Genomic DNA, 12,752 nt, shown 5'->3' on the forward strand with positions numbered 1-12,752 from the left:
CCCGCGCGGGCTCCCCCCGCCCCGCCGACCGAGCCACCCGTCCCCGCAGCCCGTTCCACGCATCGGTCCCGGCGGCCTGCACCACGGCCGCGCCACCGGCCCCGGCAAGCACGGCCGTCCGGGTCGACGGCCGCTTCGGGGAGTGTGGCGAGAATCCGCGTGACCCGGCCGAGGAGAAAACGTTGTTCCGCGTGCTTTGCGTGGTCGCCCCAGGTTCTGCGCGGATCGAGTGGGCCGTAGTCAAGGGGGAGACGGGAACCAGACCTTGACACGCCGTCACGCTCGCCAGCATTCTCTCGAATAACGTTATCGGTGGTCTTCGGCAGCCGCCGGTCTCTCTCGGCACCCCCACCCTTGTGAACTGAGAGGTCCGGATCCATGGTTCTTCCCGCACGGTTCCCGCGAGCCTTGAGCGTCGCGACCGCGGTCGCGCTCGCCTGCACCGCACTCCCCGTCCTGACCGTCCCGGCGCCGGCCGCGCCGGCCGCATCCGCCGGCTCCGTGTCCGCGGTGGCCTCGTCTGCCACCGCCGACGAGGCGTGGCGCATCGTCCAGCAGTACACCGGCACCTGGACCAGCCCTCCCAGCAGGCTGACCGGCGGGGGAGCGGTCGACGCACCCCTGCTCGGCAATGGCGACGTGGGTGTCGCGATCGGCGGGGAGATCTCCCAACAGACCCTGTACCTGGGCAAGAACGACTTCTTCTCCGGCCAGAGCCATGCCATCAGACCGCTGGGCCGGATCGTGTTCGACGCCCCCGGGCTGGCTGGCGCGTCGTACCGGACGGAGCAGGACATCGCGGAGGCGGAGGTCCGCGGCACGTACACCCTCGGCGACCAGACGCTCACCACCACGAGCTGGGTGGACGCCAACAGGGGCATGGTCGTGACCTCGTTCACGCTGAACGGGGGCGGCGCCCAGACCATCGACATCCGCCTGCAGGACGGCGCCGGCCGCACACCGGGCGTGTCCACGACGGGCCACACCCTCAACGCCGACGTCGCCGCCGACACCGGGACCGGGTCCGATCCGCGGGCGCGGATCGCGGCCCGCACCGTCGGGCAGAGCCAGCAGCTCACCGGCAACACCATCCGGCTGACGCTGTCCCCCGGGGGCACCTCCACCCTCGTCGCGGGGGTCGTCTCCAGCATCGACAGCGGGAGCTGGCGGGAGGACGCCACCGCGGCCGTGGCGAACCTCGACGAGCAGGACATAGCCGGTCACCTGGAGTCGCACCGGAACTGGTGGCGTGACTTCTGGTCGAAGTCGTACGTCGAGATCCCCGACAAGGCCGTCGAGAAGGGCTGGTACGGCTCGCTCTACCTGCTCGCCTGCGCGGCACGGGAGGGCAAGTACGCCCCCGGACTCTGGGGTAACTGGATCACCGGGCCGATGAACTGGAACGGTGACTACCACACCAACTACAACTACCAGGCGCCGTTCTACGCAGGTATGTCCTCCAACCGCGTCGGGCAACTGGAGCCGTACGACCAGCCCGTCCTCGACTGGCAGTCCCGCGCCGAGCAACTCGCCGCGGAACACGGCTTCACCGGCGTGCTGTACCCGGTGGGCCTGTCACCCAAGGGCACGAGCGCGGACCTGAACCTGCACAACCAGAAGTCCAACGCGGCCAACCTCGCCAGCGTCATGGTCATGCGGTTCCAGTACACCCGGGACGCGGCCTACGCGGCCAAGGTCTACCCGTGGCTCAAGCAGGTCGGCCGGTTCTGGCAGGACTACCTGGTCTGGGACGAGGCCGGCAACCGGTACGTCATCACCAACGACGCCCCGCACGAAGGCCAGCCGTACCCCCAGACCAACAGCGGCATGTCCCTCGGCCTGGTGAACCTGCTCTTTCGTGGCCTCGTCGACATCAGCGCGACCCTCGGCCAGGACTCCGAACTCCGCGACACCTGGCAGCACATCCTCACCCACCTCAGCGACCTGCCGACGATGACCCTCGACGGCAAGCGGGTGCTGCGCGAGACCGAGGTCGGCAGCGACTTCCACAACGACGGAAACGACATCGTCGCGCAGCCGATATTCCCCGGGAACATGATCGGCCTCGACAGTGACCCGGACCGGATCCAGACCGCCCGCAACACGATCGACGCCCTGACCAACGCCTGGCACGGCGGCAACGCCCCCGCGACGTTCTACGCCGCCGCGGCCCGGGTGGGCTACGACCCCGCGAAGATACTTGCGAACCTCCACGAGGAGGCCACCGGCCAGAGCTATCCCAACATGGCCGTCCACCACAACGGCGGCGGAATGGAGAACGTCAACGTCCTCACCTCGGGGGTGAACGAGATGCTGCTCCAGTCGTTCCAGAACGACGTCAAGGTGTTCCCGACCTGGCCCACCGGCACGGACGGGAAGTTCGGCGACCTGCTCGCCTACGGGAACTTCCTGGTCTCCAGCAGCAAGGAGTCCGGCAGCGTCCAGTACGTGCAGGCCGTCAGCCGCAGCGGCCGTGAGTTCACCTTCACCAACCCCTGGCCGGGAAGCGTCCAGGTCTTCCGCAACGGCGCCGACGAAGGCACCGTGTCCGGGGCGAAGATCACCATCCCGACCTCGGCGGGAGACACCCTCCAGCTCGCCCCGGCCGGGACACCGCTTTCGAAGATCCGGTCCCAGCTCGTCGAATAGGCGGGCGCCGGCAGATCAGTCCACCCGACTGCCGGCGACGTCTTCCGTCCCTGACCGGCACACACGGCCCCTCGAACCCCCCGCCCCTGGAGCAGGACGCGAGCCGTCCGGCCCCCGGGGGGCCGTTCGTCGAATACGCGACCGCGGCCGGCACGGACGACATCGGTGAATCCGTACAGAAGTGGCTCCAGGAGTGGAGCGACAAGGCACGGGCAGGCGGCGGGCAGCACCACCAGGGCGACTGCGGCCTCGACGTGCCCCGACCGGAAAGTGACCACACCGATCTCGCCAGGACCAACGCCGAAGGGCGGCTTCCTCAGCTCGGGGCCGCGGGTGAAGCGCGCACCCGAAAGGGTTAGATAACGTTATCGTGGCTCGCCGGCTCCATGGACACCTCTCCTCTGACGGAGAGCCCGGAGTGGAGGGCGCGGGCCCGCGGACTCAGGGGCGGATCTCGCCCGAACCGCGGATCGTCATCGACACCGGGACGACGACGCTCTGCACCGGTCGCGCAGGGTCCGCAATCCGGGCACGAAGCAGCTCGACGGCCGTCGCACCGATGCGGGCGGTGTCCTGTGCGACGACGGTGAGGGCGGGGCTCAGCAGGTCGGCCAGGGGCACGTCGTCGAATCCGACGATCGGCAGCCGGGCAGCCTCGGGGCCGAGCCGCCGCAACACCGCCAAGGTGGTGTCCATGTTGCCTGTGACCAGCGCCGTCGCAGGGTCGGGACCGTGGAGTGCCGCGTCCAGTGCCGCCCCGACCCGTTCGGCGGTGAGCTCACCGGGGTGGATCAGGCCGTCAGTCGGCCCTCCGTGGGCGAGGAGGCATGCCCGGAAGGCGGCGGCGCGCTCATGCCCGGAGAAGACACGCTCGTCGTCGCCGATGTAGGCGACGCGCTTGTGCCCGTGCTTGCGAAGGTGATGGAAGGCCATGCCGATTCCTCCGGCATTGTCTGACATCACCGTGTCCACCGAGACGCCGCTCATGGGCCGGTCCATGGCGACCAGGGGCATCCCCGCGGCAAGCTCCGACTCCAGGTAGGAGTGGCTCTCGCCGATCGGTTCGACGATGACTCCGTCCAGCCGCTGGCGGCACATGGAGATCAGGATGTCGTGCTCGCGCTGTTCGTCGAAATCCGTGGAGGAGGCCAGCAGGGTGAGTCCGGCGGCGCGGGCCGTCTGCTCGATGGCGGCGAGTGCGGGGTTCGTCTCGGCGATCCGTCGCACCGCGGCGCCGATGGTGTCGCTGACACCGGTGCGCAGTTGCCGGGCCCGTTCGTCCGGGCGGAAGTTCAGCGCCTTGATCGCGGACTGCACCCGCGCCACGTAGTCGGGGCCGACGGTCGGGTCGTTGTTGACCACGCGGGAGACGGTACGCAGTGCGACGCCGGCCTCCCGGGCCACGTCGATCATGGTCGGTCGTTTGGCCCTCGACCGGCCGTTGCCTCCCGGCGCTGTCCGCATCTGTCCTACTTCCCATCCGAGAAAACGTTGTTTCGACCCTTGACGCAGAGCCACACGCTGATCATACGCTTCGGGATAACGTTATTCCTGCGCTACCCCGGCGTCGAGCCCCCACCCTTGCCGGGGTCGCGCCGAACGTCTTGGAGAAGCTCCATGAGACGCAATCGTATGCTCGCGGCCTGCCTCGCATCCGGCCTCGCACTCCTCGCAGCGTGCTCCGCACCGTCCACCGGGGGACGGGACGGTGACACCTCTCTTACGTACATGGTCTTCGAGACGCCGCATCTGACGGCATCCTTCTGGGACGGCTCGATCGAAAGAGCCGAGAAGCAGGTCCCCGGCGTGGGGATCAGGAAGCTCACCGCTCCGAGCACCGACCGGGACGCGTACGCCAAGCAACTCCAGGCGTCGGGCCAGTTCCCCGACCTGCTTCAGTCGATCTCTCCGTCGACGTTCGCGTCCGCCGGACTGCTCCAGCCGTACGACCAGACCTGGGTGGACGCGAACTTCCTGCTACCACTCGGCAACGCCGTCAAGGGCAAGGTCTATATCCCGCCCACCAACTCACAGGTCATTCCCGAAGTCTTCTACAACAAGAAGCTGTTCGCGAAGGCCGGCATCACGGCTCCGCCGACGACATGGGCGGAGTTCACGGACGTCTGCGACAGGCTGAAGGCCGCCGGTATCACCCCGATCGAGCTGGGCGGCGGGGACCCTTTCGCCGCTTCCATGCCGCTGGTCGGCATCCTCTCGGCCGACGTGCTGGGCAAGAACCCGAACTGGCTCCAGGACCGCTACGCCGGCAAGGTCAAGTTCACGGACCCGGACGTGGTGGCCGCCGCGACCAAGTATCGCAAGATGGCGAAGAGCGGCTACTTCCAGGACGGTGCCCTGGGGGTCAAGTACGCGGACTCGATCACGAACTTCACCTCGGGGAAGGCCGCCATGTACGTCATGGGGAGCTGGTTCCTGGGCTCGGTACCGAAGGACCGTGCCGACGACTTCGCCGCGTTCCTCGTGCCCACCGAGGACGGTTCACCGGTGGTGCCGTTCGCGGTCGGCGGCTCGATGGCGGTCAGCAGCAAGGCGCCGGACAAGACGAAGGCGACGGAGTTCGCGAAGGCGTGGTCGCTGGACCCCGGCAACTACAAGGCGCTGATCGAGGGCGACGGGGCGTTCCCGATGCTCAAGGGCAAGACGCTCGACGACTACAACGTCGACGTCCCGCAGGTGTTCGAGGACTCCTACGCCTACGTCACCGACAAGAACACCAAGGTGTCGGCATTCGGCTGGGCCACCAACGACGACGCCATGCCTTCCGGGCTCAACGAGGCGTTCTACGCCGCAAGCCAGGCCCTGTTCACCTCCGACGACGTCCGGGGGCAGATGGCCAAGCTCGACTCCGCCTGGGACGCGGCCACCAAGTAACCACGATCTCTCGTGACGGGGGCCGCGGCCGCCCCCGTCACACGTCTGCCGCAAGCACCCGACCAGCAAGGAATGACGTCATGCCGACCCGATACCGCGGACTGCGTGGTGACCCAGGACTGACCGCAGTCGCCCTCACGGCGATCGCCCTCTACGCGTGCTTCATCATCCTGCCCGTACTGATGAGCGCGTGGCGCAGTCTCACGAACGAGAACCCCCTGCTGGCCCGGTCGGACTTCGTCGGACTGGCGAACTACCGGCAGATGCTGCATGACGACGCGCTCGGCTCCAGCCTGCTGTTCACCCTCACGCTGGCCTTCGCGGTCACCGTCGTCGCCAACGCCGCGGGCATCGGGTACGCGATGCTGCTCAATCGCACGTCGCTCAGCTACCGGACGATGCGTACCCTCGCGTTTCTGCCCCAGGTCGTGTCCGGGGTCATCGTCGGCTTCGTGTGGCGCACGATCCTGTCGCAGGACGGCCTGCTCAACAGCGTGCTGACGAGCGTCGGCCTGGTCGATGAGCCGATCACGTGGCTGGGCACCCCCGGCCTGGCGATGTTCTCCGTCGGTGTCGTCGTCGCCTGGGTGCTCACCGGTTTCACCACCGTGGTCCATCTCGCCGCGCTGCAGACCATCCCCACGGAGCTCTACCAGGCCGCCACCGTCGACGGTGCCGGGCGATGGCGCAAGTTCACCGCCATCACCTTCCCGATGCTGGCGCCCGGTACGACGATCAGCGTCACCATCTCGCTGATCACGGTGCTGAAGCTCTACGACGTGATCGTGCCCCTGACCTCCGGCGGGCCGGCCGACGCGACACAGTCCACCCCCCTCTACATCATCCGGCTCGCCTTCACCAACAACCAGTTCGGCTACGCCTCAGCCGTCGCGGTGCTCCTCCTGCTGGTGTCCGTACTGGTCTCCCTTGTCGTGACCGGGCTGCTGCGCCGCCGGGAGGTCGACCTGTGAGCGCCGCGCTGGAACGAAGCAGAACCCTCGCGACGCCGAAGCCCGTCGGCCGTTCGCTCCGCCGCTCCCGCGGCTCACGGCTGCGTCTGGCCGCGGCTGCTGTGCTCACCCTCGCCTTCGTGGCGCCCCTCTACCTGGCGCTGGTCAACGCCTTCAAGACGAACGACCAGATCAGCCAGAGCCCACTCGCGCCGCCGGCCCCGCCGACAGTGTCCAACCTGGGCGATGCGCTGAACCGCCCCGACCAGATCATCCAGGTCGGACTGGTCAACACCACCGTCACCGTCCTCGCCTCGGTCGCGCTGATCGTCCCGCTGGGCGCCGCGTTCAGCTTCTGGCTGTCACGGCGCGGGCCCCGTCTGCGCAGGGCACTGCTCGCGGTCTTCGCGGCAGGACTGATGATCCCGCCAACGGTCGTTCTGCTGCCGACCATCGAGATCCTCGAGGTGCTGGGCCTGAACCACAGTTACCCCGGACTGGTCCTGACCAACGTCGGCGGCGGATACCTCTCGTTCGCGGTCTTCGTCTACTCCGGCTTCCTCCGCGCCGTCCCCGCGGAGGTCATCGAGGCCGCCGAGATGGACGGCGCCACCGCGCTGCGCGCCTGGTGGACCATCGTCATGCCGCTGATGCGCCCGGCCACCGCCACGGTGACGATCTTCCTGTCCCTGTGGATCTGGAACGACTTCATGAACCCCCAGTTCATCCTCGGGCCTCTGCGCGGCCAGACGATCACCACCGGCCTCTATCTGTCCCTGGGGCAGTTCTCCACCAACTACGCACAGATGTTCGGGGTCATGTTCCTGGCCGCCGTCGTTCCGGTTGCCGGTTACCTCTTCCTGCAGAAGCAGTTCATCGCCGGCCTCACTTCGGGAGCCACCAAATGACGACGGGCAGCCGGCACATCGAGGAGATACTCGTTCTGCACCACAGCCATCTCGATATCGGCTACACCCACTCGCAGCCAGTGCTGTGGCGGTTGCAGAACGAGTTCATCGACCAGGCCCTCGACTGGCTGGAAGAGACCGCGGATCGCCCCGAGGACGCCCGGCCCACGTGGGTCTGCGAGGCGACCGAGCCCGTCCTCCGGTGGATGAAGGAGGCGTCGCCCCGGCAGATCGCCCGCTTCCGGGCACTGTGCGAACAGGACCGCATCGGGTTGGCGGCACTGCGCTGGCACGTGTCGGCTCTGGTGGACGCGCGGGGCATCCAGCGACTGCTGGACGGTAAGAGCCGCCTCGAAGACGTGGTCGGCAAGCCCGTCCGGATCGCGTGCCAGCACGACGTCAACGGTGTTCCGTGGCCGCTCGCGGACGCACTCCTCGACGCCGACGTGGACCTGTTCGTCATGGCGGTCAACGGCCACCTCGGAGGTCCCGTCCGACCACGTCCCGGACTCTTCCGGTGGGAAGCACCCTCCGGACGGGCCCTGCGCGTCTTCAACGGCAACCACTACACGATGTTCGACCAGATCTTCCACGCCTGGGACGACTCGGTCGGACGGATGCAGGAAGGCTGGCAGGAGTACGAGCAGCAGTTGCGCCAGATCGGATACGCACTGCCGTTCCTCTACCTCACCTCCACCTGTTCACCGATCATGTGGGACAACGCACCGCCCAACCCGTACATGCCGGACCTGATCCAGCGGTGGAACGACCGGCAAGCCGGCCCCGTGATCCGCTACGCGACCTTCGACGACCTGCGCGAACGCGTCCTCAAGGTACCCGAAGAGGACATCCCCCTCCTGCGCGGCGACTGGACCGACTACTGGAGCTTCGGCTACGGCAGCACCCCCGTGGCCACCGCGCTCAACCAGCGCTCCAAGCCGCTGCTGGTCACCGCGGAAGCCCTCGGGGCCGACGCCCACACTGTCCGAGAGGCCGCCGACCACGTCGACACGTTCGACGAGCACACGTGGAGCTACTGGAACACCGACCCCGCCAACCTCCAGGCCCAGTCCATCGAGGCCATCAAGCAGACCGCCGCCCACCTCGGCCACGAACTCGCCTCCCTGGCGGTGATGGACTCCCTGGAACAACTCGCCGGCAACCCGCCGGCCGACAAGGGCATCAAGGGAGTCCTGGTCTGCAACCCGACCCCGTACCGGATCGAAACGGCTCTCGACCTGCCCGCAGCCTGGTTCGACGACACGACACCCGCCACCGAGCGGACCTACCGGGCGAGCCGGATGATCCACGAGAACCGGCCCTGGCGGACACCGTCACCGGACGAGGAGCGACGCTTCATCGGAACCGTCGCCCTCGAACCCCGCTCGTGGCGGATCATCAGCAGTGCTGAACTGCCCGCACCGGGCTCCCTCGGTCAGCCCACCCACGAGATCATCGAGGAAACCGGCTCGGCCCGCGAACTGAACTTCGCGGCGGCGACGAGCCGGACCACCACGACCGGCCGGATCGACTCGCCGTTCCACACGCTCACCTACGCCCCGGACTCCGGCCGCATCACCTCCCTCGTCGATCGACGCACGGGGCGCGAGATCCTCTGCCCTCGCCCCGGCACGGACCTGCTCTCCCCTATCCGAGAACGCCCCGACCCGCTGATCGACGGCACGCGACGCGCGTACTACCAACGCAACCTCGACAAGGAGAAGATCGACGAGTCCTGCTGGCAGGACTGGGCGCGCACCTTCGACCACGCCACCCGCGTGACGGCCTGTGCGGTCAGGGAACAGCCCGGACGGCTCCGCTTCGAACGCCGCCTTCAGGCGCCCGGACTCAGCCATCTGGTCCAGCGGCTCACCTTCAACGCCGCGGATCCCGTCATCGGCGTCGAGACGGAGATCGAGTTCGCCGGAGACGCGTCGCCGGCGGGTGTCTACCTTGCCCTGCCGCTGGCGATGGACGGTGGCTGGAGAGCCGCATTCGACACGGCCGGCCGCAGGGTCGAGCTCGACGCCGACCAACTCCCGGGCGCCTCACGAGGGTGGGTGACCACGGAGTCGACGGCGACGATGTGGGACGAGCACGGCGCGGTTGCCCTGCTCACTCCCGACGTGCCGCTGGTCCAGTTCGGCGAGTTCTCCTTCGGCCCGCCACCCGGAGCCGTCCCCCGCCCCGGCAACCCCCTGCTGCTCAGTTGGGTGTCCAACAACTACTGGGACACCAACTACCCGCAGGTCCAGCGCGGCCGGATCACCCTCCGGCACGGGCTCCTCAGCCTCGCCACCCCGGACTTCGCCGCGATCGACGAGCAGTCGGCGAAGATCCGCAACCCCGTCCTCACCTGGCCGGTGACCACGGGCGGCCGTCGGCCGTCGGCAGGGACTCTCTGACGCGTCCGGGCACTGCCTCGTATCGCTTCACCACCCGCATCCGCCCTCCACTCGGGAGACACAGATGTCAGATCAGAACGCACTCGATCACCAGCGTCACCCCGGCAGACGCTCCGTCCTCGCCGGAGCGATCGCCGTCGCGGGCACGACCGCCCTGACGGCGATCCCGGCACCGGCGATCGCCGCACCCGCCGGAAGCAGCAGCCCCGGTGGAGCGGCCGGACCGCTCACCGAGGACGAACGCTGGCGGCGGCTGCGGGACAAGCTGTCGGAGATCACAGCAGAGTGGACGGACCAGACCTATCCCGGTGCGATCTCGACCGCCATGCCGAACACCGCCCTGCTCGGCAACGGCGATGTCGGTGTCACCTCTGGTGGCCAGAGCGGAGTCAAGACGTTCTACGTCTCCAAGGGCGACTTCTGGACCGCCGGCCCTGACATCCGCCCCCTGCCGATAGGTGGCGTGACCCTGAGGTCCACCAACGTGCCGCCCACCGCCGACCTCGCGCTGGGCGCGAACGCGACGGCGAGTTCGACGCACGAATCCTTCACCCCCGACCGCGCCGTGAACGGTCTGTGGACCTCCGGATACGAGGGCTGGGTCTCGACTGTGGGCAAGCCGCAGTGGATCGCGCTCGACCTCGGCACGGAGCAGACCATCGCCCGGTACGTCATCCGCAACGACGTGGCCGCCCGTGAGGGTACCGAGGCCAACACGACCAAGGGCCTCCGGATCCAGACCAGCGACGACGGCACCACGTGGACCGACGCGGACACCGTGACCGGCAACAGCGACGCCGTCATCGACCGCAACCTGTCCACCCCGCTGACCACCCGTCACGTCCGGCTGTACCTCACCGAACCGACCCAGGGCACCACGGAAGACTCCGTACAGAACCCCCGGGCACGCATCGGTCAGATCCAGCTCTTCGCCCAGCCCGGAAGTGCACAGGAGCAGGACGCCGTCTCCGAGGCGGAGCCCTTCCGCGAGGTCCAGCACGTCCTCGACGCCCGGATCACCACCGCGGTGGAGATGGACGGCGTTCCGCTGAACCTGGAAACCTGGCTGTCCGCGGAGGAGAACCTCCTGGTCACCACCGTCACGTCAGCGGGCGCGGAGCCGGTGGACCTGGTGGTGCAGACCTGGGCGGGTGCCGGGGGCGGGGCGAGCGCGGCCTACCCGTCAACCTCGGGCGTCAGCGCCGGCACCGCGTGGGCGAAGCGCTCCACCAGGCCCGGCGGCGCGTGGGTCTCGACCGGCGTGCTCGCCACCCGGGTGCTCGGCGCCGCAACGAAGCCCCCGACCTCGTCCGGCTCCACCGCGAGCACCGAGTTCACCCTTGCGGCCGGCGGCACCGCGACCATCGTCACCGTCGTCGCCGGCGGCGGACAGAACCCCACCGGCGTGCGGGCCGACGCCGTCCGTGCGGTCGACGCCGTGAAGGCGTCCGCGCTGGCCGGCCTCCGCAGCAGGCATGCCCGCTGGTGGAAGCGATACTGGCTGGCCTCCGGCATCGACATCGGCCGGCCGTTGCTCGAGCGCTACTACTACGCCGCCCAGTACTTCATCGGCGCCTCCAGCCGTGCCGGGAAGGTGGTCCCCGGTCTGTACGGGATCTGGACCACCACGGACCAGGCCCTGTTCCACGGCGACATCCATCTGAACTACAACGCCCAGTCCCCGTTCTACGGTGTGTACTCCAGCAACAGGCCCGAGCTGGCGCTGCCCTTCGTCGACGTCATCCTCGACTACGTGCCCGAGGCCAGGCGCCGTGCCCGGCAGGACCTGACGCGGGTCAAGCCCGACTACGTGTCGAAACGGTTCCCGGAGGGAGGTATGCCGGACGGCGTACTGTTCCCCGTCGGTATCGGACCGTTCGGATCCACCACCGACGACGGCTACTGGCAGCAGGTCGCGAACTCCCTCTTCTCGGCCACGCAGTTCTGTGCGTACTGGGAACACACACGGGACCTCGACTTCCTGCGGGACAAGGCGTACCCGTTCCTGAAGCTGGTGGCGACGTTCTTCGAGAACTGGCTGGAGTGGAACGCCGGTTCGGGGCACTACGAGCTGTGGGCCGGCCCTCACGAGGGCACCTGGGGCAAGAACTCCTCGCCGGACGTCAGCCTGCTCAAGCTGACGCTGCACACCCTGATCGAGGCCAGCCACGCGCTGGACACCGACGCCGGTGAGCGGCGCACATGGCAGCACATCCTGGACCGGCTGTCGCCGACGCCGACCACGGTCCACCAGGGCGTGAAGGTGTACGCGCTCGCCGAGCCGGGGTCGATGCAGGGAGACGACACACGTGAGATCCGGCCCGGCGACAACACGGTGAACCTGGAGTTCATCCACCCCGGAGAGGCGCTGGGGATCACGTCCCCGGCCGCTGAACGGAAGACCGCGGTGGACACCCTGGACGTGATGAACTCCTGGGCGCAGATCAACAGCTTCCCGAAGGTGTTCACGCAGGCCGCCCGGGTCGGCTATCCGGCAACGTCTCTGATCCAGCGCTTCGAGGAGGTCCTCGCGGACACGCTGGCGCCGAATCTGAGTGTCGACGACCTGTACCACGGCATCGAGAAGAGCGGCTCCACGGAGGCGGTGCACAGCATGCTCGTGCAGAGCTTCCGCGGCACTGTGGTGCTCTTCCCCGTGTGGCCGCTCGATCAGGACGCGTCCTTCGACAGGCTGCTGCTCCCCGGCGCCTTCGAGGTCTCCGCCGCACTGGCCGACGGAGCCGTGGCGTACGCCCACGTCACCAGCCGGGCCGGGGGCACCCTGCGCCTCAGGAACCCGTGGGGCCGGAAGGGCCCGAGGGTGACCACCGCCGACGGCCGGGCGGTCGAGTTCTCCCTCCGGGACGACACCATCTCCCTGCGCACCCGGCCGGGCACCGGTTATCGCTTCACCCCCGGCCCTCGCTGAAACCGGCACGACGGAGGAC

At 68.5% G+C, this 12,752-nt stretch carries 7 protein-coding genes; 6 read left to right on the forward strand and 1 reads right to left on the reverse strand.

All coding sequences use genetic code 11. The features are described 5' to 3' along the window. Window positions 1-408 precede the first annotated feature (408 nt). Window positions 409-2,649, forward strand: coding sequence for a hypothetical protein (locus tag O7599_RS29685; protein WP_281618678.1), 2,241 nt, complete (start codon window positions 409-411; stop codon window positions 2,647-2,649). A 441-nt stretch (window positions 2,650-3,090) separates the two neighbouring features. Here the strand turns inward: O7599_RS29685 and O7599_RS29690 are convergent, their stop codons facing one another. Continuing rightward, entirely contained in the window at window positions 3,091-4,167 is a 1,077-nt protein-coding gene (locus tag O7599_RS29690) for a LacI family DNA-binding transcriptional regulator (RefSeq protein WP_281618679.1), read from the reverse strand. 210 nt (window positions 4,168-4,377) lie between these two features. On the opposite strand from O7599_RS29690, the gene O7599_RS29695 reads away from it, so the two are divergent. From O7599_RS29695 to O7599_RS29715, 5 genes are all read left to right on the forward strand, one after another. Then, window positions 4,378-5,541: an extracellular solute-binding protein gene (locus tag O7599_RS29695; RefSeq protein ID WP_281618680.1), complete on the forward strand. Its 1,164-nt coding sequence runs from the start codon at window positions 4,378-4,380 to the stop codon at window positions 5,539-5,541. 80 nt (window positions 5,542-5,621) lie between these two features. Then, window positions 5,622-6,512, forward strand: a complete 891-nt coding sequence (locus O7599_RS29700) for a sugar ABC transporter permease (protein ID WP_281618681.1) — start codon at window positions 5,622-5,624, stop codon at window positions 6,510-6,512. Next, window positions 6,509-7,399: a carbohydrate ABC transporter permease gene (locus O7599_RS29705; protein WP_281618682.1), complete on the forward strand. Its 891-nt coding sequence runs from the start codon at window positions 6,509-6,511 to the stop codon at window positions 7,397-7,399. The genes O7599_RS29700 and O7599_RS29705 overlap by 4 nt, the downstream gene beginning before the upstream one ends. After that, window positions 7,396-9,804, forward strand: a complete 2,409-nt coding sequence (locus O7599_RS29710) for a hypothetical protein (RefSeq protein ID WP_281618683.1) — start codon at window positions 7,396-7,398, stop codon at window positions 9,802-9,804. Before O7599_RS29705 ends, O7599_RS29710 begins: the two co-directional genes overlap by 4 nt. 64 nt (window positions 9,805-9,868) lie before the next feature. After that, on the forward strand, window positions 9,869-12,733 hold the full coding sequence (locus O7599_RS29715) for a discoidin domain-containing protein (RefSeq protein ID WP_281618684.1): 2,865 nt from the start codon (window positions 9,869-9,871) through the stop codon (window positions 12,731-12,733). Window positions 12,734-12,752 lie beyond the last annotated feature (19 nt).

The organism is Streptomyces sp. WMMC500 (assembly GCF_027497195.1).
Taxonomy (GTDB): domain Bacteria; phylum Actinomycetota; class Actinomycetes; order Streptomycetales; family Streptomycetaceae; genus Streptomyces.

Coding starts and splice junctions, on each gene's coding strand:
- O7599_RS29695 (WP_281618680.1), top strand. CDS start 4,378: ATGGTCTTCGAGACGCCGCATCTGACGGCATCCTTCTGGGACGGCTCG.
- O7599_RS29710 (WP_281618683.1), top strand. CDS start 7,396: ATGACGACGGGCAGCCGGCACATCGAGGAGATACTCGTTCTGCACCAC.
- O7599_RS29715 (WP_281618684.1), top strand. CDS start 9,869: ATGTCAGATCAGAACGCACTCGATCACCAGCGTCACCCCGGCAGACGC.
- O7599_RS29700 (WP_281618681.1), top strand. CDS start 5,622: ATGCCGACCCGATACCGCGGACTGCGTGGTGACCCAGGACTGACCGCA.